We start from the raw sequence: 21724 nt of genomic DNA on the forward strand, positions 1-21724 counted from the left end.
CAGACAAGCGGTACGACTTCCTCCGCTCATCGTTTCCCGACTTGTATCTCTGTGCCTGCGGCATCGATCAAGTCATGAGATAACAGGGGTATGGAACTCGAACTGAGGCACGCCCGGATCGTGTCCACAATCGCCGAAACCGGCAGTATATCCCGGGCTGCTGGATGGTTGAATCTTCCACAGCCCAGCCTCACCACCCAGTTACGGCGGATCGAGAAGATGCTCGGCGGCGACCTCTTCGTCCGTTCAAGGGCCGGCGTCGTTCCGACCTCTCTGGGCAACGTCCTGATTCCCATGATGACGCGGCTCGTCGAGCAGGCGGACGAGGTGAGGGGGGCGGCCGCCACATACGCCGAGAGCACGTTGCGTTTCGGGAACACCGAATGGACTCCGCCGACCCTGCTCGGAGCGATCCGGGACGCCGTACCGTCGGCGGACGTGGAGACCGAGACCCTTGCGCCTGCCGCCGCCGTGGAAGCGATACGCCGCGGGTCACTCACCGTTGCGATGATCGCGTGCTCGAAGACGGTCACGCCGGAACTGGTCCAGCAGCCGGAACTGGACTCCACCGTCATTGTGCAGGAACCGATTTTGCTCGCGGTGTCGATGCGGCACTCGCTGGCCGGTCGACCGTTCGTGGAAACGGCCCAATTGGCCGATCTCGACTGGGTCCGTTATTCGGGGAACCACTGGTTCCACGAGGTGGAGCGGCATGTGCTGGCTCAGTTGGGCCAGGGGGATCTCAAGGCGCTCCATTATGTCGATGGTTATCAGGAAGCGATGAGCTGGGTCAAGGACGCGAACGCCGTCGCTCTGACGCCTCCCACCGGTGCCACACGCGAGGTGAAATTGGTACCCATCCGTGAGCCGCACAGCATAGAGATGATGCTCGTGTGGCGCCGGGGTGCGCTTGCCAAGGACACCCTGCACCGACTGGTGGAAGCGGTGCGGCGGTACCACTACAAATACGTCAGAACCCTCTCCGGATACTGGCGTTGGATCAAAGAATATCCCGTTGTAAACGAGCCGGGACGCTTTCTGCCGTTGCCGTCACCCGCCGCATGAGGATCTGTCAGTTCGCTGTCAGGGCAGTCCGCCAGCATCGTCGTCATGACTACAGCGAACCAGGTGGACGCCGACAGCCGCGCCACGATCAAGGGAATCATCTGCGACATCCTTGAGATCGAACCGGACGACATGACCGGCACCAGCCGCTTCAAGGAGGACCACGAGGCCGACTCGATGGGCGCCATCGAGATTCTCTCGCAGCTGGAGCGAGAGTTCGGGATCGATATCGACCAGGCCGAACTGGCCCGCATGGTCAATCTGGACAGCGTCGTCGCTGTCGTGGGCGAAGCCCTGACGGCGAAGGCGTCCCAGTAGGTATCGGCCCGGACGACTGGAGCACATGGTGTACGACAGCGACCAGCGGTCTCGCCGCGTAGTGATCACCGGGCTCGGTACGGTCACCAGCATCGGGCTCGGTGTCACGGACTTCCTGGCCGGGCTGCGGTCCGGACGCAGTGGGGTCAAGCCGATCACGGCCTTCGACACCACGGGTTTCGCGCACGCCAACGGATGCGAGGTGACCGACTTCGACCCGGCGCAGTGGATCCACCGCGTCGATCCCGAAGAGCTCGGCCGGGCCTCCCAGTTCTCCGTCGCCGCGGCTCGGATGGCGGTCGAGGACTCGGGCATGGACCTGGAGGAATTCAGGCGGCGCAGGTCGCTGGTCTCTGTCGGTACCACCGACGCGGAATCCCGGGACCTCGACACGCTCGTCGGAATCCAGCTGGAGGACGGCCCCGAACACCTGCCGGCCACCGTCGTACGCAGGGCGCAGGCCGGGGGACTGTCCAGCGGCATCGTCCGCGAGCTCGGCCTGACGGACGTCGAGGCGCTCACCATCCCCACCGCATGCGCGGCCGGCAACTACGCCATCGGCAGCGGTTACGACGCGATCCGTGAAGGCGACGTCGACGTGGCGCTGTGCGGCGGTGCCGACGCCGTGTGCCGCAAGACCTTCACCGGGTTCTACCGGCTCGGCACGATCGCCCCCGAGGTCTGCCAGCCCTTCGACAAGGACCGCAAGGGCATCCTGACCGGTGAGGGCGCCGGGATCCTGCTGATGGAGAGCCTGGATTCGGCGCTGGCGCGGGACGCCCGGATCTACGCCGAGGTCCTCGGCTACGGGCTCAACTGCGATGCGCACCACCCCGTCGCACCCGACCAGGACAGCCTGGCCCGGTGCATGGAGGTCGCGCACCGCAACGCCGGGGTGAAGCCCCAGGACATCGACTTCATCTCCGCGCACGGTACCGGCACCCGCGCCAACGACGTCACCGAGGCAGGGGCCATCCGGCAGGTCTTCACCACGCCCCCGCCCACGATCTCCATCAAGTCCATGATCGGCCATTCCATGGGCGCCGCGAGTGCGCTCGCCTCGGCCGCCTGCGCGCTCGCCCTCACCGAGGGCTTCATTCCGCCCACGATCAATCACCGGGAGACCGACCCGGAGTGCGGCCTGGACTGCGTACCCAACGAGGCGCGGGCCGCGGAACTGAACGTGGTCCAGAACAACGCGCTCGCCTTCGCGGGCAACAACGCCGTGCTCATCCTCGGCCGGTACCGGGAGGCTGTGTGATGTCCGAACTGGTTCTCTCCGCCTGGTCGGCCGTTTCTCCCTACGGCGTGGGCAGCGATCCCTTCACCGAAGGCATCGGCGCCGGGCGCAGCGCCGTCGATGCGCTCGACCGCGACGCCTGGCCCGGCCCGTTCGACCGGTGCGGTCTGGTGCCCGGCTTCACCGCGGCGGAGTACGTGGGCAAGAAGGGCACCCGCACCATGGACCGGGTGACCGCGATCGCCGTCACCGCGGTCGGCCGTCTCCTCGCGTCCTGCGGTGCCGAACTCACCGAGCGGCCCGAGCAGATCGGCCTGGTGCTCGGCACCGGCTCGGGCAGCGTCCAGAGCATCATGGACTTCACCCGGGACTCCCTGGCCGGCGAGCGTCCCTACCATGTCGACCCGGCTCGCTTCCCGAACACCGTGATGAACCGGGCAGCCGGCCAGAGCGCCATCTGGCATGGCATCAAGGGCCCCAACACCACCGTCGCGGGCGGCTGGCTGACGGGGCTGCTGGCCCTGAGCTACGCGGTACGGCTGCACCGCGGCAACCACTGCACGCGGGTACTGTGCGGCGCGGCCGAGGAATACTCCGCCCAGCGCGCCTGGCTGGAGTGGCACGGCCGCGCGGCCGAGGAGCGCTCGACCCCGCTCGGCGAGGGCGGCGCCGTCTTCCTGATGGAGACGGCGGCAGATGCGCGTGGCGCGGGCCGTGTGCCGCTCGCCCGGGTGCTGGCGACACGTTTCCGGGCGTACGGCGAACGCGCCGATGCCGGAAAGGCGCTGGCCGACTGCGTACGGGACGCGCTGGCGCGGGCCGCCGTGGCTCCCGAGGACATCCGGCTGGTCGCGCCGCTCGGTGCGGGCGGTGAACTCGCCCTTGCGGAGGAGGCGGCGATCAATGATGCGCTCGGTGCGGTGAAACCGGAGTGGGTCCGCTGCCGGCCGCTGCTCGGGGACACCTCCGCCGCCTCGACCAGCCTGCAGCTGGCCGCGGTGCTCGCCACCGCCGGCGCCTCCGGGCTCGGTACCGGTGAAGCGGCCCTCGTCACCGGAATCGACCGGGACGGCACCGTCGGCTGCGCGGTGCTCGGCGGCGCGGAGCGCGGCTGAGGGACCGATGTGGAGGGGAGGCGGCAGGCAGGCCTCCCCTCGGACCGGCTCCGGCGTGCTGCGCGCCGGCATCCCACGAGCCGTACCCATGGAGAGGAAACACGTATGTCCGCAACTGAACGACGCGTCGCGCTGGTCACCGGCGGTTCCCGAGGCATCGGGCGTCATGTGGTGACCCGGCTCGCCGCGGAGGGCTACGACGTGGCCTTCTGTTACCAGGCGAACAAGGAGGCCGCCGATGCCGTGGCCGCCGAGGCGACCGCCGCAGGGGCCCGTGTGTTCCCGGCACAGGTGGACGTGAGCAGCCACGACGACGTACGCGCCTTCGTCGGCGCCAGTGAGAAGGCGCTCGGTCCGCTGCACGCCGTGGTCTCCTGCGCGGGCATCGTGCGCGACAACCCGCTGGTGATGATGGCGGAAGCGGACTGGGACGCCGTACTGCGGGTCAACCTCGACGGCACGTACAACCTGTGCAAGGCGGCCGTCTTCGCGATGATGAAGCGCCGGGCCGGCTCGGTGATCACACTGTCCTCGGTCGCGGGCGTGTACGGGAATGCCACGCAGGCCAACTACTCGGCGACCAAGGCCGGGATCATCGGTTTCACCAAGGCGCTGGCCAAGGAGTCCGGACGCTACGGCATCCGTGCCAACGCCGTCGCGCCGGGCTACATCGCCACCGACATGCTCTCCGAACTCAGCGAAGAACACATGCGCAGGATGACGGAACGCATTCCGCTCGGGCGTCTCGGCCGTCCCGAGGAGGTGGCCGAGCTGGTGACCTTCCTGGCGTCCGACCGCGCCTCGTACATCACCGGGCAGGTGTTCGGAATCGACGGTGGCCTCGTCGTCTGAGCGCACGGCTCTTGAGGCCCGGCTTCCGGCCTGCACGTTCCCCATCCCACGACCAGGAGTGAATTCGCCATGGCCTCAGCAGCCAAGAACAAGACGCCTCGGTTCTATTTCAACCTGCGCAGCCCGTACTCCTGGCTCGCCCACCGCGAGATGACGAGCCGGCACGCGGATCTCGTCGACCGGTTGGAGTGGCTCCCGTTCTTCGAGCCGGATCCGCACAGCGCCCGGCGACTCGCCGAGCAGGGCGGCAGTTTCCCCTACTCGGAGATGTCCCGCGAGAAGAACCGGTACGTCCTGCAAGACGTCGGGCGGCTCACCAGGGCCAGGGGCCTGAAGGTGACCTGGCCGGTCGATCGCGACCCGGTGTGGGAGGTGCCGCACCTCGGCTACCTGGTCGCCCGCGACCGGGGACTCGGGCATGCGTACATCGAGGCCGTGTACCAGGCCCGGTTCGGCGAGGGGCGCGACATCTGCGACCGCGCGACCATCGCGGACATCGGTTCCCGCCTCGGTATCGACCAGCGGCTGATCGCCGATGCGAGCGACGATCCCCAGCTGCGTGCCGAGGGGGTCCGGATCCTGATGGAAGTCTGCAACGACGGTGTGTTCGGCGTGCCGTTCTTCGTGCACGGATACACCCGGTTCTGGGGGATCGACCGGCTCGACGCCTTCGTCGAGCATCTGCGGTCCAGGGCCGTCCCGGACTCCGCCGTCCCGGAACCCGCCAGTGCGGTGGCCCTCGGCCGGTCGGTCGAGGACGCGCACGCGGGCGGCTGCGGCTGACCGCTCCGGCCGGCGACGACACAAGTCAGCCCACTGTCAGCGCCTTCTCGAATGATCGACCGTGCGCACCAGGTGACCTTCGCTAGGGGATTGCTATGACTCATGATCAGACGGGCGGCCTGCCCCTGACTGCCGGCCAGAAGGACATCTGGTTCGACGAGAAGCTCTCGGGCGGCGGGGCCACGTACAACACCGCGATCTACTGGGACATCCGCGGACCACTGGACCAGGACGTCTTCCGGGCCGCGCTCGCGCGCCTGGCGGAGGAGTCGGAGTGCCTGCGCGCCCGGTTCGCCGAAGTGGACGGCGAACCCTGGCAGTTCATCGAGCCGCCGGCCGAGCTCCCGCTGACCGTCACGGACGTCAGCACGGCCGAGGACCCGGCCGCGGCGGCACACGCGGCGATCCAGGACGATCTGCGTGTCCCCCTGCCGCTGGCGGCCGAGCCTCATGTGCCGCTGTTCCGGATGAGTGTCTTCACCCTCGCCGAGGACCGCACCTTCTTCTGCCTTCTCAACCACCACCTCGTCTCCGACGGGTTCAGCTATGTCATCTACTGGCAGCGGCTCTCCGCGATCTACGAGGCGATGCTCGCCGGCACCTCGCTCGACGAGGGACGCTTCCCGCCGCTGCGCACGCTGATCGAGGCCGAGGCGGCCTACGCCGGCTCGCCGCGCAGCGAACGCGACCGTGACTACTGGGAGAAGACGCTCGCCGACCGCCCCGAGCCGATCAGCCTCGCCACCCGCGATGCGGAACCGGCGCAGACCTTCCTGCGCGAGGCGGCCGTACTGCCCGAACCGACGGCGGAGCGGCTGCGCGCCGTGGCCTGGGAGTCCCGGGTCACCTGGCAGACCGTTCTGGTCGCGGCCCTCGGCTCGTACACCGGGCGCCTGACCGGCACGCACGATGTGCTGCTCTCCCTGCCCGTCACGGGCCGGGTGGGCGGCACCATGCAGCAGATCCCCGGCATGGTGGTCAACTACCTGCCGCTGCGGCTCACCCTGGAGCCCGCGACGACCCGCGACGGCCTGCTCGCCACGACGTACCGGGCGTTCTCCCAGGGACTCAAGCACCAGCGGTACCGGGTGAGCCGGATCCGTCGCGCGATGGGACTGCCGAGCGACGACCGCAGGCCGTTCGGCCCCTTCATCAACATGATGCCGCAGGTCGAGGCGCTGAGCATCGGCCCCTGCGCGGCCACCATCCACAGCCCCTCCACCGGCCTCGTCGACGACCTCGAACTCACCGTCGCGGACAAGGGAGACGCCGGGATCGGCATCGACCTCAGCGGCAACGAGGCCCGCTACACCCCTGACGACGTACGCGGTCACCTGGCCCGGTTCATCGCCTTCCTCGACCGCTTCCTGACCGCCGACGCGGACGCTCCGCTGACCGCTCTCGACGTGCTGTCCCCCGGCGAGGCGGAGGAACTGGCCACCGCGCTGACCGGCCCGCGCAGCCAGGAGCCCTACCAGGGCGTCGTGGAGAGGGTGCGGGTGAACGCCGCCGAGCGGCCCGACGCGACGGCGGTCACCGACGACCGCGGAAGCCTGACCTACGCCGAGCTCGTCGGCCGGGCCAGCGCCGCCTCCCGGCAGCTGACGGCAGGCGGACCGGTGGCCGTACTGACGGACCCCGGACGGGACTTCGTCACCGCGGAGCTCGCCGTGCTCGGCGCCGGAGGAGCCTTCCTGCCACTGGACCCGCGCGCACCGCTGGCCCGGCTGACGGAGCTCCTGAAGGACAGCGGAGCAGTCCAGGTCGTCACCGACAGCGCACACCGTGCCCTCGCCGAACAGGTGGCGGCCGGACGCGGGACCGAGGACGGGATCCCCGTCCTGGTGCTGGACGGATCGCAGGACGGGGCCGAGGCCCTGGCACCCGTCACCGGCGGTCCCCTCGACCTGGCGTACGTCATCTACACATCGGGCTCCACCGGCAGGCCCAAGGGCGCGATGGTGCAGCGCGGCGGACTCGTCAACCACCTGCTCGCCAAGGTGGAGGAACTCTCCCTGGACCGCTCCGACGCGCTCGTCCACAACGCGCCCGTCACCTTCGACGTGTCCGTCTGGCAGTCCCTCGCCACGCTCCTGGTCGGCGGCCGGGTCCGTGCCGTCTCCCGTGCGGACGCGGCGGACCCGCAGGCGCTGTTCGGCATCATCGCGACCGAGCGCCTCACCGTGCTCGAAGTGGTGCCCTCGCTGCTGCGGGCGACGCTGGACGTGTGGGACAGCACGGGTGGCGCGCCCTCCCTCCCCGCGCTGCGCTGGCTGATCTCCAACGGTGAGGCGCTGCCGACGGAGTTGTGCGCTCGCTGGTTCGCGCGTCATCCCGCCGTCCCCCTGGCGAACGTGTACGGCCCCACGGAGTGCTCGGACGATGTCACGCACGGATACGCGCGTTCGGCGGACGAGATGTCCGGCGCCTCCATGCCGATCGGCCGGCCGCTGCGCGACACCCGGCTCTACGTTCTCGGCGACGACCTGCGACCGGTCCCTCGCGGTGTGCCGGGTGAGCTGTACGTGGCCGGCGCCGGTGTCGGCCGCGGCTACCTGGGTGACCCGGCCCGCACCGCCGGCACCTTCGTGTCCGACCCGTTCGCGGACGACGGCACCCGGATGTACCGCACCGGAGACCAGGTGGTGCTGCTCGCCGACGGGCAACTCGTCTTCACCGGCCGCCGTGACCACCAGGTCAAGATCCGTGGCCAGCGCATCGAGCTGGGCGAGGTCGAGTCGGTCCTGCGGAACCTGCCCGGGGTCGCGGACGCTGCTGCCGCTGCCGTGGCGGACCCGGCGGGCCATCAGCGCCTGATCGGCTATGTGGTGGCAGAGGCCGATGCCCGGGGCCTGGTCGACACCGAGGCACTGCGCGACCGGATCGCCGCGGTGCTGCCCGACCACATGGTCCCCGCGGTGCTGCTGCCCCTGGAGCGGATGCCGCTCACCGCGCACGGCAAGGTGGACCGCAAGGCCCTGCCCGCACCGCAGTTCGCCGTCACGACCACCGGCCGTACCGCGGCGAGGACCCCACAGGAGGAGATCCTCTGCCAGGTGCTCGCCGAGGTCCTCGGTGTGCCCGGCATCGGCGTGGACGACAACTTCTTCGCCCTCGGCGGCGACAGCATCAGCTCCATACAGGTGGTCGGCAAGGCTCGCAGGGCCGGGCTCGTCATCACCTCCCGCGATGTCTTCCAGTACCGCACCCCGGCAGCCATCGCCGCGGTGGCGAAGCGCACGGACCGAGTCGAGGAAGCGGAGACGGACGGCATCGGCGAGCTCGAACTGACCCCGATCGTCGACCAGTTGCGTGCCGATTTGGCCGGACTGCCCACCGCCGTCCGGGAGTTCGCCCAGTACGTCACGATCACGCTGCCCGCGGGCGCAGGTGCCGACCCCGCTCGGCTCCAGCGCGCGCTGCAGGCGGTCCTCGACCGGCACGACGCGCTGCGCACGAAACTCACCGTCCCGGTGCCGGGTCTGTGGTCCCTGGAGACGCTGCCGCACGGCGCGGTGTCCGCCACCGAGGTGCTGAGCAGGATCGAGACCGAAGGAACAGGCGCCGACCAGGACGCGCTGCTCGACGAGCAGATCGCGGCGGCCCGGGCGCGGCTCCGCCCCGAGGACGGCCTGCTGGTCCAGGCGGTGCTCCTCGACGAGGGCGAGGAGCGCGCGGCCCGACTGCTCCTGGTGATCCACCACCTCGCCGTGGACGGAGTCTCCTGGCGGATCCTGCTGCCCGATCTGCGGGCTGCCTGGGACGGCACACCGCTGAGCCCGGTCGGCACCTCCTACCGGCGCTGGGCGAAGGTGCTGTCCGAACAGGCCCGGACCACCCGTCGTACGGCGGAACTCCCGCTGTGGGACGAGGTGCTGGGCGCGGCGACGACCGAACTCGCCGACCGCCCCCTCGACCCGGCCCGGGACGTGCACGGCAGCGCGGGCCGGTTCCGCCTCGAACTGTCCCCCGCACAGACGGCCGCGGTCCTTGGCCGGGTGCCGGCCGCCTTCCACGCCGAGGTCAACGAAGTACTGCTGACCGGCTTCGCGCTGGCTCTCGCCCACCGCGGCGCGGGATCACGCGCACTCGTGGAGCTGGAGGGGCACGGCCGCGAGCCGATCGCCGACGGTCTCGATCTGTCCCGTACCGTCGGCTGGTTCACCAGCGTCTACCCGGTCGGCCTCGACGTCGGCGAGCCGGACTGGGCCGAGGTGTGGAACGGCGGGGCCTCGTGCGGCGAAGCGCTCAAGCGCGTCAAGGAGAGCCTGCGGGCCCTGCCGGACCACGGCATCGGCCACGGCCTGCTGCGCCACCTCAACCCGCAGACCGCTGCGGTGCTCGCCCGTTGCGCCGCTCCCCGGATCGGCTTCAACTACCTGGGCCGGTTCGCCACGGAAAGCGGCAGCGGCGACTGGTCCATGGTGGCCGGCGCCTCCGGCCTCACCGCCGCACCGGAGACCCCGCTGCGGCATGCGCTGGAACTGGTCGCGATGACCGAGGACCGCGCGGACGGCCCCGTGCTGGTCGCCGACTGGACCTGGGCGGGCGAACTGCTGGCCGAACAAGAGGTGCACCGGCTGGCCGAGGACTGGTTCCGTGCACTGGAGGCGCTGGCTGCGCATGCCGAGCGGCCCGGGACGGGCGGCCGGACTCCCTCCGACTTCCCGCTGGTGGCGCTCACCCAGTCGGAGATCGAGGCGTACGAGCGCGACATCCCGCAGCTCGACGACATCCTGCCGCTCTCCCCGCTCCAGCGCGGTCTGCTCTTCCAGGCGGAGTTCGACCGCCAGGGCATGGACGCGTACACCCTTCAGGTGATCATGGATGTGGCCGGTCCCCTGGACCGCTCCGCGTTGCGCGCCGCCGCCGAGGCGCTGCTCGACCGCAACCCGAGTCTGCGGGCCTGCTTCCGTGAACGGGACGCGGGTGACCCGGTCCAGCTGGTCGCCGGTTCCGTGGAGCCGGCCTGGACCGAAGTGGACCTCACGGACTTCTCCGGGACGGATCCGGACGCCGAGGTCCAGCGGCTGACCGACGCGGAATGGCTGGACCGTTTCGACGTCACCCGGGCGCCGCTGACCCGTTTCACGGTCTACCGGCTCGACGAACGCCGGCACCGTGTGGTGTGGACCGCGCACCACATGCTGGTGGACGGCTGGTCGCTGTCCGCGGTCCTCGCCGAGGAACTCGTCACCCTGTGGGCCAATGGCGCCGACACCTCGGCACTGCCGCCGGTGGTTCCCCTGAGCGGCTATCTGCAGTGGTCGGCCGCTCAGGACAAGGCGGCCGCGCGCGAGGCCTGGCAGAAGGAGCTGGCCGGCATCGACGAGCCGACCCGGCTCGGTCCGGTCGACCGGCCGCGGGCCTCGGTGCTGCCCGGGTCCGTGGACATGGAGCTGCCCGAGGAGCTGACCTCGGCGGTGACGGCCTGGGCGACCACGCGCGGCCTGACCATGAGCACGGTCATGCAGGGCTGCTGGTCGGTCACCCTCGGCCGGCTGACCGGCAGGCAGGACGTGACGTTCGGCACGGTGGTCTCCGGGCGGGCCGAAGAAGTGCCCGGCATCGAGCGGACGGTCGGCTCCTTCCTGAGCACCCTGCCGGTACGGGTCGGTCTCGACCCCTCCCTGCCCTTCGAGGAGATGCTGGCATCGCTCCAGCAGCGCCAGCTCGACCTGGAACCCCACCACCACCTGGGTCTCGCCGAGGTGCAGCAGGGCGCCGGGATCGGTGAACTCTTCGACACCGTGGTGTCCTTCCACAACTATCCGACCGGTGTCCTCGACCGCATCGGCGAGCACATCCCCGACCTCAGCATGCTCGCCTGGGAAGCCCGGGTCATCGCCGAATACCCCTTCGCGCTCAATGTGTTCCCGGGAAGCCGGATGCGCCTGGAAGCGCAGTACCGGCCCGACATCTTCACCCCGGACGAGGCCGACGAGATCCTGCACCGCTTCGTCCGCGTGCTGGAGCAACTCGCCGCGGCGCCGGACGTCCTGCTCGGCAGGCTGGACGCGCTCAGCGGAGACGAGCACAGCCGGCTGGTCGAGGACTGGTCGGGCAACGGCGACGTCAGGTCACCGTCCGGAGAGTCGGCCACCGGGGTCTTCGAGGCACGCGCGGACCGGGCGCCGGACAAGACGGCCGTCCTGTCCGGTGCCGAAGAGGTGACCTACGCCGAACTGAACGCGCGGGCCAACCGGTTGGCCCGGCTGCTCGTCGAGCACGGCATCGGCCCCGAGCGGACCGTCGCGCTGATGCTGCCGCGCTCGCCCGAGGTGGTCGTGGCGGTGCTCGCCGCACTGAAGGCCGGCGCCGCGTACCTGCCGGTGGACCCCGCGTACCCCGTGGACCGCATCTCCTACATGCTCGCGGACGCCCGTCCGGCGCTGCTGCTCACCGATGAGGCCACCCGGGCACGACTGGAGGAGCTGCCCGAGCCGGCGACCGAGACACTGGTCCTGGACGCGCCCGCCCGTGCGGAGCGGCTGGCCGCACTGCCCGGTTCCGATCTCACCGACGCCGACCGGACCGCCCCGCTGCGGCCGGAGAACGCGGCGTACATGATCTACACCTCCGGTTCCACAGGCCGGCCCAAGGGCGTCGTCGTGGCCCACACCGGGCTGCTCTCGATGGTCGACAGCCTCGTCGAACGCTTCGGCCTCGACGAGGACACCCGGGTGCTGCAGTTCGCCTCCATCAGCTTCGACGCCTCGGTCTGGGAGATCATGCTCGCGCTGCTCAACGGCGGCACGCTGGTGATCGCGGACGAGGAGTGCCGGGCACCCGGACAACCGCTGGTCGACCTGATCAACAACGCCCGCGTCAACCTGGCCGGACTGCCGCCCGCCGTGGTGGGCGGCCTGCCGGAGGGCAGCACGCTCCCCGCCGGCCTGCGTCTCGCGGTGGCCGGTGAGGAGGTCCCCGCCCACGTCGTCCAGCGCTGGTCCTCGAAGGTCAGGCTCTACAACGGCTACGGTCCGACCGAGGCCGTGGTGAGCTCGACCGTCGGTGGTCCGCTGGAGGGCTCCGGCCGGCCGCCGATCGGCCGGCCGACCGCCGCGCACCGGGTGTACGTCCTCGACCACCAGCTGCGGCCGGCACCGCACGGGGTCGTCGGGGAGCTGTACGTCAGCGGCGGTCTGGCCCGCGGCTACCTGGGCCGCCCCGGGCTCACCGCCCAGCGCTTCGTGGCCGACCCGTTCGGCCCCGCGGGTGCCCGGATGTACCGCACCGGTGATCTGGTGCGGTGGCTGCCGGACGGCCAGCTCGACTACGTCGGCCGCGCCGACGACCAGGTTCAGCTGCGCGGGTTCCGCATCGAGCTCGGCGAGATCTCCTCCGCGCTGCTCGCCCAGCCCGGCGTCGAGCAGGCCGCGGTGATCGTGTCGGAGGACGAGGAAGGCGACCGCCGGCTGGTGGCGTATGTCGTGGCCGCCGAGCCCGCCGTCGCGGACGGCCTGCGTGCACAGCTCGCCCGGTCGCTGCCCGACTACATGGTGCCCTCCGCGGTCGTCGCCCTGGAGGCCCTGCCGCTGACCGCGCAGGGCAAGCTCGACCGCAAGGCGCTGCCCGCACCCGGGTTCGACGACCGTCCCCGCGGCCGGGCGCCGCGCACCCCGGTCGAGGAGATCCTCTGCGGTCTGTTCGCCGACATCCTCGGGGCGTCCCAGGTCTCCGTCGACGACGACTTCTTCGACATCGGCGGCCACTCGCTCCTCGCGACCAGGCTCGTCAGCCGCGTCCGCAGCGCACTCGGCGTCGAACTGCCGATCCGCGCGCTGTTCGAGGCGCGGACGGTGGCCGCCCTGGCCGGTCACGTGGAGGCGGCGGGCCGGGCCAGGCCCCCGCTGACCCCGGCACCGAAGGACGCGCCGCTGCCGCTGTCCTTCGCGCAGCAGCAGCAGTGGTTCATCAACAGGAGCCAGGGACACACCGACGGCACGTACAACACGCCGATGGCCTTCCGGCTCTCCGGCCGTCTGAACGAAGCCGCCCTGCAGGGGGCGCTGACGGATCTGGCCGAACGCCACGAGGTACTGCGGACGGTCATCCCGGAGACCGATGGTGTGCCGTCGCTGAAGGTGCTCGACCCGGTGACGGGCGGCCCCGTGCTGCGGACCCGGACCGTCTCGGAGGCGAAGCTGGAGGCCGCCCTGACCGCCGAGGCCGACCTGGGCTTCGATCTGACCACCGAACCACCGCTGAGGGCCCGGCTGTACGCGGTCGCCGTGGACGAGTGGGTGCTGATGCTGGTCTTCCACCACATCGCCTTCGACGGCTGGTCGATCGCACCGATGCTGGACGACCTGGCGGCCTTCTACCGGGCCCGTTGCGAGGGGCGGACGGCGCGTCGGGACCCGCTGCCGGTGCAGTACGCGGACTTCGCGGCCTGGCAGCGCGATCTGCTCGGTTCGCCGGACGAGCCGGACAGCGTGGCCGCCGAGCAGCTGGCCTTCTGGCAGGACGTGCTCGCGGGGTCTCCCGAGGAACTCCGCCTGCCGGCCGACTTCCCGCGCCCCGAGACGAGCTCGTCCTCCGGCGACATGGTGATGTTCGAGCTGGAGCCCGGGCTGCACGCGGCCTTGATCGAGCTGGCCCGGCAGACCGGAACCACCGAGTTCATCGTCTACCAGGCAGCGCTGTGCACCCTGCTGACGAAACTGGGGGCCGGCACCGACATCCCGCTGGGTTCCCCGATCGCCGGACGCACCGACGAGGCGCTCAACGATCTGGTCGGTATGTTCGTCAACTCCCTGGTGCTCCGCGCGGACACCAGCGGAGACCCGAGCTTCAGGGAACTGCTCGACCGGATCCGGGAGACCGACCTGGCAGCCTTCTCCCATCAGGACGTCCCGTTCGACCAGGTGGTGGACGCGGTCAAGGCGACCCGCTCGGCGAACAGGCACCCGCTGTTCCAGGTGATGCTGAGCGTCCAGAGCCACGAGAACGCGGAGCTGGACCTTCCCGGTCTCACCGTCGAGCCCGTGTACGCCGGGTCCGACCGGGCCAAGCTCGACCTGATGCTGGAGCTGCTGCCGTGGCCGGGCGGGGGCGGTATCCGGGGACTGCTGAGCTTCAGCACCGATCTGTTCACCCGGGCCACCGCGGAACGGCTCGCAGCGCATTTCACGCAGGTGCTGCGCTCGGTGGCGGACGACCCCGACATCCGCCCGAGCGGTCTTCAGCTGCTCACCGGCGATGAGCGCGAGCGGCTGCTGCACGCCTGGCACGACCATGCCCACGAGCTGCCGGCGACGACGCTGCCCGAGCTCTTCGGCGCACGGGTGGCGAGCACCCCGGACGCGGTGGCCGTCGGATCCGGGGCCAGGGCACTCACCTACGCGGAACTGGACGCGCGGGCCAACCAGCTGGCACGCCGGCTGCTGGCCGTCGGTGCCGGTCCCGACCGGATCGTGGCGCTGGCCGTGCCGCGTGCCGTGGAGCAGACCGTCGCGGTGCTCGCGGCCCTCAAGGCCGGTACGGCTTATGTGACGGTCGCCGCGGACGAGCCGATCGGACGGATCAAGACGCTCTTCGCCGACACCGCTCCGCTGTGCGTGGTGACGACTGCCGGGCTGGCGAGCAGGCTGCGGAGCACCGGCGTCACCGCGGTGGTGCTCGACGGCTCACCGGTGCGCGGCGAGCGGACCGAACCGATCACCGACGCGGACCGCGGCACCCCGCTCCGCCCCGGACACGCCGCCTATGTGATCCGGGAGGACGACGCGGCGGGCCGCCCCCGCGGCACGGTCGTCGAGCACCGTGCGGTGCTCAACCGTCTCGCGTGGGCGCTGGAACGCGAGGAGACCTCCGGCACCGGCCTCTTCGGGCCGCTGCTGTCCGGCGCCGGAGTGAGCGCGGAGGAACCCCTGCCGCAGGACTGGGCGACACCGAGGACGTACACGCCGGGCAAGGGGGTGTGGAACACCGAGGCCTATGTCCTGGACGAGTGGCTGGCCCCCGTTCCACCGGGGCTGGTGGGCGAGTTGTACATCGGCGGAGCCGGGACGGCGCGTGGCTACGCGGGCCTGCCCCGGCAGACGGCGGAGCGGTTCGTCGCCAACCCGTACGGGCCGGCCGGCTCCCGGCTCTACCGGACCGGAGAGCGGGCCAAATGGGATGAGTCGGGCAATCTGCTGGCCCTTGACGTGCGACCGGCACCGGACCCTTCCGACGCCGGGCAGGCGACGGCGCACGAAGGACCCGATGAGCTGAGCGCGGCCGAGGAGACACTGCGCGGGATCGTCGCCGGCATCCTGGGCCTGGACGAGATCGGTGTCGACGAGAACTTCTTCGAGACGTCCGGCATGAACAGTCTGAAGTCGCTCCGGCTCGTGGCGCTGGCCCGCAAGGCCGGCCTTGAGATCACCGGCGCGGATGTCTTTGCGCACCAGACGGTCCGTTCCCTGGCCGGCACCGTCAAGGCCACCTCGGCGAACCGGCCGGACCCGGCCGCGCGGCCGGAGCCCGCAGCCGCCACCCGCCGGCAGAGCACGCAGATCATGGCGGAGGCGATCGACGAGACGAGCGGCCTGGACTTCGCCGACCCGTTCGCCACGATGCTGTGCATGAAGCCCACGGGCAGCCGCCCCCCGGTCTTCTGTGTGCACAGCGGGGTCGGATTCGCCCTGTCGTACATGCCGCTCACCCGGTACCTCGGCGCCGAGTACCCCGTCTACGGCATTCAGGCGCCGTACGTGGTGGCGGCCGGGCCGTTGCCCACGAGCATCGAGGAGAGCGCGGCCGAGTACATCCGGCTGATCAAGAAGGTCCGGCCGGAAGGGCCCTACCACCTGCTCGGCTGGTCGCTCGGTGGCCTGCTGGCCTACGAGATGGCCGTCCAGCTGCGCGCGGCAGGGGACGAGGTCGGCCTCCTGGCCAACTTCGACTCCTACCCGCGCACCGGAGCGGCGGACGAACAGCAGGAGCCGGACGAACAGGCCATGCTCGCCTGGCTGCTGGAGGGCATCGGGCACGACCGTTCGGAATTCGGGGAGCGGCCGCTGGAGGCCGGGGACGTCATCGAGGCGCTGCGCAGCGACGGCAGCCCGCTGGCCCAGATGGGGGAGGAACGCATGGCGCGCATGGTGGACCTGATGGCCAACCACCAGGTCCTGCACGCCCGTTACACACCACAGGACTACGACGGGGTGATGCGGCTCTACGCCGCCGGGCGGTCGGACTCGGGCGAGGCCGCGCCGGACCTGGCGCCGCGGTGGCGGCCGTACTTCAGCGGCACGCTCGACGTCCGCAGGATCGACTGCAACCACGACGACCTCCTCAACCCCGGCCCGCTGGCCGAGATCGGCCCGGCGATCGCCGCCGAGCTGGACCGGCTCCACCAGGACCAGGACGGGCGTGACGGGCGATGACGACGGCTACGAATACCGCTGCCGCCGGCCTCGGCCAGGGCCCGCCGAGCGCTCCGGGCGGTCTGCGGTCGGCGTTCACCGAGATGTTCGCGGTCACCGGCCGGCGGCTGCTGCACCTGCGGCGGGCTCCGGGCCGCGTGCTCGGGGTCGCGATGAGCCCCCTGGTGTCGATGGTGATGGTCGGCTACCTCTTCCGGGACGCCATCACGTTGCCTGCGGGAGGCAGTTACAGCGAGTACGTCTTCGCCGGCGGCGCGGTCCAGGTGGCGCTCGCCTGCGTCGGGCCGACCGCCGTGTCGGTGGCGATGGACCTCCAGGGCGGGCTTGTCGACCGGTTCCGATCGCTGCCCATCAGCCGCTCCGCCGTGCTCTTCGCGCACACCCTCGCCGACCTGCTGGTGGGCATGCTCGGGCTGGCCGTCGTCACCGCGGCCGGGCTGGTGCTCGGCTGGCGGCCGCACACCGGAGTCCTGCCCGTGCTGGCCGGGTTCGCGCTGATCGTGCTCCTGACCTATGTGATGCTCTGGCTCGGTGTGGCGTTCGCGATGACGCTCGGCAACGTGGAGACCATCAGCGTGGTCACGCCCTTCATCGTCATCGTGCTGCCCTTCGTGTCCAGTGCCTTCCTCGCCCCGGACACCATGCCGGCTCTGGTCCGCCCCGTCGCGGAGTGGAATCCGATCAGTGCCGTCATCGCGTCCTGCCGTGATCTGTGGGGGAACCCGGCCACGACCAGCGGCAGCTTCCCTTCCGAGCACCCCGCAGTGGTGATCGCGGTGACGCTGGGCGTGCTGTTCACGCTCTGCTTCACCGTGAGTCTGCGCCGCTACCGCACCGCGGGCTCCTGACCCAACGCCTGGTGGAGACCACCCATGACAACGCACACGCACGACCGCACGCAGTCCTCCGGGCCGGATCCGGCCGGCCTGGATCTCACCGATCCGCAGACCTTCCTCGACCACGACCCGCATGACATGTGGCGCTGGTTCAGGGAGCAGAGCCCCGTCCACTGGCAGCAGGTCAGCGGCAGCCCCATGCCCGGATTCTGGGCCATTTCCAAGTACGCCGACGTGGTCGGCATCTACCGGGACAACAAGCAGTTCACCTCGGAACGCGGCAATGTGCTGACCACCCTGCTCCAGGGGGAGGACTCGGCCTCACGCAAGATGCTGGCCGTCACCGACGGACAGCGTCACCGAGAGATCCGCAATCTGATGCTGAAGTCCTTCTCGCCGCGGGTCCTGGAACCGGTGGTGGCAGGCGTGCACCGCCGCACCCGGGAACTCGTCGGGCAGGCCCTGGAGCGCGGACGGCTCGACTTCGTCACCGACGTCGCCGACCACATTCCCATCAACACCATCGGTGATCTGATGGATGTGCCGGCCGCCGACCGTGAGCGCCTCGTCGAGTGGAACACCCAGACGCTGTCCCGGCACAGCTCGGAGGACAGTGCGCTCGACGAACTGATGGCCCGCAACGAGATCCTGCTCTATTTCTCCGAGCTCGCCGCCGAGCGGCGCAAGAACCCCGGTGAGGACGTCATCAGCGTCCTGGCCACGGCCACGGTGGGCGGCAAGCCGCTGTCCGAGGACGAGATCGTCTTCAACTGCTACTCCCTCATCCTCGGCGGTGACGAATCCAGTCGGATGTCGTCCATCGGCGGTCTCATCGCGTTCAGTGAACACCCCGAGGAATGGCGGAAGCTGAAGGACGGCTCGGTCGGAGCCGACAGCGCGACCGAGGAGGTGATGCGCTGGACCACCCCCGCCATGCACTTCGGGCGCCGGGCACTGGTGGACGTTCCGCTGCGCGACGAGGTGATCAAGGCGGGTGACGTGGTCACCTTGTGGAACAGCTCCGCCAACTTCGACGAGGACGTCTTTTCGGACCCGTACGTCTTCGACATCGCGCGCAACCCCAACAAGCACGTGGCCTTCGGACACGGTCCGCACTTCTGCCTCGGTGCCTTCCTGGGCAGGGTTCATGTCAACGCCATGGTCGAAGCGCTCCGCACGATGGTGTCCGAGATCCGGCTCGACGGTCCGCCGCAGCGGCTCTACTCCAACTTCGTCCACGGGTACAGCGGCCTGCCCGTCACGCTCACGGCTGAAGGCGCCCCGGCACCGGGCGCCCGGGGCTGACCCACGGCGCCCGGCTCCTGATGACGCCCAGCGCCCCGTCAACCGAGGAGAGTGAAGCTGTGAACCGTACGACCTCGCAGCCTCGGGCTGCCACCGTCGTCGACGCGCTGCTGGCGCGCGCGGACGGACCGGACGCCGGCAGACCGGTCTTCACCGCGCTGGACGCCGACGGGGAGCCGGCCGAGCAGCTGACAGCAGGAGCTCTCCTGGACCGGGTCCGTGCCCTGGCCGCCGCGCTGCGCGCAGTGGGCCGGGCCGGCGACCGGGTGATCGTGCCCGCGCTGCCCGGGCTCGACTTCCACGTGGGTCTGCTCGGCTGCTTCTACGCGGGGATGATCGCCGTGCCGGTTCCTCAGCTGCGTACCGGCGCCCGGCAGCGCACGACCGTCCGTGCGGAACGGCTCACGGCGATCAGCCGGGACTGCGCGCCGGTCGCGGTACTGGTGTCCACCGCCGAGGAAGCCGACGAAGCCGAAGAAGCCGAGGACGCCGAGGACGCGGTGACCTGGATACCCGTACGGCAGCCGGCACGCGACGCGGCCGCGCCGGCGGGGCCTGCGGCGCTCGCACCCGCGGACACGGCCCTGCTCCAGTACACCTCGGGGTCGACCGGATCCCCTCGGGGAGTGCTCGTCAGCCATGGCAACCTCGTCGCCAGCCAGGTGGCGCTGCGCGACCGTTGCGAGATCGACTCCGAGACCACCGTGGTCAACTGGCTCCCGCTCTTCCACGACATGGGCCTGTGCACCGGGGTGGTCCTGCCCCTGGTGTCCGGGGCGGCCGCCGTCACCATGGAACCCGCCACCTTCGTCCGGGATCCGCGGATCTGGCTGCGTGCCATCGAGGCGGAGGAGGATGTGTTCGCCGCCGCTCCGGACTTCGCGTACAACCTGTGCGTACGACGCATTCCGGAGGACGAGCGGGCCCGGATCGACCTGTCCACGTGGCGGGTGGCCGCCAACGGCTCGGAGCCCGTACGCGCCTCGACGCTGCGGCGTTTCGCGCGGGCGTTCCGCCGCAGCTTCTTCCGCGAGGAGGTGTTCACCCCCGGATACGGCCTCGCCGAGTGCACCCTCACCGTCACCATGGACCGGCCGCTGTATCCGACACCGGTCCGGCACTACGAGCGGGACGCCCTCGCGGCGGGCAGGGCGACGCCGGCGTCCCCCGGCGCGGACGCGGTCGAACTGGTCGGCTGCGGCACCGCCGTCTCCGGTGTCCACGTGCGTGTCGTCGACCCGGACACCCGTCGTCCGCTGGCCGAGCGCGTCGTGGGCGAGATCTGGGTGGACGCCCCCGGGAACTGCGCCGGGTACTGGGGCCGCGACGCCGAGTCGGCCGAGGTGTTCGCGGCACGTACCGAAGGCGACCCCGCGGACGCCGACACGAGGTACGTACGCACCGGCGACCTGGGATTCCTCGACGGTGACGAACTGTTCGTCACGGGACGGCTCAAGGACGTACTGATCATCGGCGGCGAGAACTACTTCCCCCAGGACGTCGAGGCGGTGGCCGGTGCCGCCCACGCCGCCTTCGAGCACCAGCGTGCCGCCGCATGGCCGCTGGACGAGGCGCACCCCGGTGTCGCGGTCGTCGTCGAGACGAGGGAACGGGATCCGCGGGAGCTGGCCGATGCCGTACGGGCGGCCGGTATCGCGGTCGCCCGGGTGCTGCCCGCTCCGGTGAGCGTCTACGCGGTGGCCCCGAACAAGGTGCCCCGCACCACCAGCGGCAAGATCCGCCGCCGGGCCTGCGCCCAGCAGATGGCAGCGGGGCGGCTGCCGCTGCTCGCCCACTGGTCCAGCCGCTGACGGAGTGGAGAGGACGGATGGAGACGAACGGCCGGCCGATGGCCCCGCACGAAGTGTCCGAGCACGAGGTGTCCGACCACCTGATCCGGATCCTGGCGAAGCTGCTGGACCTGGCGCCCGACACCATCGACCCCGATGTGCCGCTCAGCGGCTTCGGGATCGACTCGTTGACCAGCACCCGGCTCGCAGCGGAACTGGAACGCCGGTGCGGCTTCCCGGTGGAACGCGAACTGCTGCTCGGCCGGCCGAGTGTCGCCGAGGTGGCCGAGGACGTGGTGGCAGCGCTGCGCTCCCGGCCGGCGACGGGGCGGAGTTGAGCCGGCTGCCGGCCCACGTGGTGCGGTTCGGATGATCGAGCACGTCCTGCCCCGCTCCGTCGTCGCCGTGGAACGTCGGGGAGACGTCCCGGACGCCGAGCTCCTCCCCGAGGAACGGGCCGTCGTGGCCGAGGTGGGCCGGGCGCGGCGCCGGGAGTTCACCACCGTCCGGCACTGCGCCCGCGCCGCGCTGACCCATCTGGGCGCGTCCCCCGTACCCCTGGTGCCGGACGAGTGGGGTGCCCCGCGCTGGCCGGCCGGCATCGTCGGCAGCATGACCCACTGCCGCGGATACCGGGCCGCCGCCGTGGCCCGCAGCGGCGATGTGCGCGCCCTGGGCATCGACGCCGAGCCCAACCGCCCGCTGCGCGACGGAGTCCTCGCCGCCGTGGCGCGGCCCGAGGAACGCGAACAGCTGGCCGACCTGGTACGCGCCGATGCGACGGTCTGCTGGGACCGGCTCTTCTTCTGCACCAAGGAAGCCGTGTACAAGGCATGGTTTCCCGTCGCACGCACCCCGCTGGGCGGCTTCCATGACGTCGCTGTCACCCTTCACCCGTCGAGCGGTACCTTCCACGCCCGGACCTCGGCGGGCGGTATCTGGAACGCGGCGTCCTTCCGGGGCCGTTGGTGGGCCGGTGAGGACTTGCTGCTCACCGCCGTCGCGGTGGCCTGCGGGGGCGCGGTTTGACAGTCATTCCTGA

General features: G+C 70.8%; 12 protein-coding genes. All 12 read left to right on the plus strand.

What is annotated here, in order from left to right; translation table 11 throughout:
- Positions 1-90 precede the first annotated feature (90 nt).
- The 12 genes from ACZ41I_RS02920 to ACZ41I_RS02975 all read left to right on the plus strand — a co-directional run bounded on the left by ACZ41I_RS02920 (position 91) and on the right by ACZ41I_RS02975 (position 21711).
- Positions 91-1065: a LysR family transcriptional regulator gene (locus tag ACZ41I_RS02920; protein ID WP_468513014.1), complete on the plus strand. Its 975-nt coding sequence runs from the start codon at positions 91-93 to the stop codon at positions 1063-1065.
- Between the two features lie 45 nt (positions 1066-1110).
- Positions 1111-1383: an acyl carrier protein gene (locus ACZ41I_RS02925; RefSeq protein ID WP_363215403.1), complete on the plus strand. Its 273-nt coding sequence runs from the start codon at positions 1111-1113 to the stop codon at positions 1381-1383.
- A 25-nt stretch (positions 1384-1408) separates the two neighbouring features.
- Entirely contained in the window at positions 1409-2644 is a 1236-nt protein-coding gene (locus tag ACZ41I_RS02930) for a beta-ketoacyl-[acyl-carrier-protein] synthase family protein (RefSeq protein ID WP_399773839.1), read from the plus strand.
- The gene (locus tag ACZ41I_RS02935; RefSeq protein ID WP_363215401.1) at positions 2644-3738 is read left to right on the plus strand and encodes a beta-ketoacyl synthase N-terminal-like domain-containing protein; all 1095 of its coding nucleotides are present in this window, start codon (positions 2644-2646) and stop codon (positions 3736-3738) included. The genes ACZ41I_RS02930 and ACZ41I_RS02935 overlap by 1 nt, the downstream gene beginning before the upstream one ends.
- A gap of 105 nt (positions 3739-3843) precedes the next feature.
- On the plus strand, positions 3844-4590 hold the full coding sequence (gene fabG / locus ACZ41I_RS02940) for a 3-oxoacyl-[acyl-carrier-protein] reductase (RefSeq protein ID WP_363215400.1): 747 nt from the start codon (positions 3844-3846) through the stop codon (positions 4588-4590).
- A 69-nt stretch (positions 4591-4659) separates the two neighbouring features.
- Complete coding sequence (locus ACZ41I_RS02945) at positions 4660-5373, plus strand: DsbA family protein (protein WP_468513015.1); 714 nt, start codon at positions 4660-4662, stop codon at positions 5371-5373.
- A 95-nt stretch (positions 5374-5468) separates the two neighbouring features.
- Complete coding sequence (locus ACZ41I_RS02950; RefSeq protein ID WP_468513016.1) at positions 5469-16751, plus strand: amino acid adenylation domain-containing protein; 11283 nt, start codon at positions 5469-5471, stop codon at positions 16749-16751.
- Entirely contained in the window at positions 16748-17599 is an 852-nt protein-coding gene (locus ACZ41I_RS02955) for an ABC transporter permease (protein ID WP_363215397.1), read from the plus strand. The genes ACZ41I_RS02950 and ACZ41I_RS02955 overlap by 4 nt, the downstream gene beginning before the upstream one ends.
- Before the next feature lie 24 nt (positions 17600-17623).
- Positions 17624-18892 (plus strand): cytochrome P450, encoded by a 1269-nt coding sequence (locus ACZ41I_RS02960; RefSeq protein WP_468513017.1) that lies wholly within the window; start codon positions 17624-17626, stop codon positions 18890-18892.
- A 59-nt stretch (positions 18893-18951) separates the two neighbouring features.
- Positions 18952-20703 (plus strand): fatty acyl-AMP ligase, encoded by a 1752-nt coding sequence (locus ACZ41I_RS02965; protein ID WP_468513018.1) that lies wholly within the window; start codon positions 18952-18954, stop codon positions 20701-20703.
- Between the two features lie 17 nt (positions 20704-20720).
- Positions 20721-21020: an acyl carrier protein gene (locus ACZ41I_RS02970; RefSeq protein WP_468513019.1), complete on the plus strand. Its 300-nt coding sequence runs from the start codon at positions 20721-20723 to the stop codon at positions 21018-21020.
- A gap of 31 nt (positions 21021-21051) precedes the next feature.
- Complete coding sequence (locus ACZ41I_RS02975) at positions 21052-21711, plus strand: 4'-phosphopantetheinyl transferase family protein (protein WP_468323694.1); 660 nt, start codon at positions 21052-21054, stop codon at positions 21709-21711.
- The last annotated feature ends 13 nt before the right edge of the window (positions 21712-21724 follow it).

The organism is Streptomyces sp. NPDC030799, assembly GCF_055572255.1.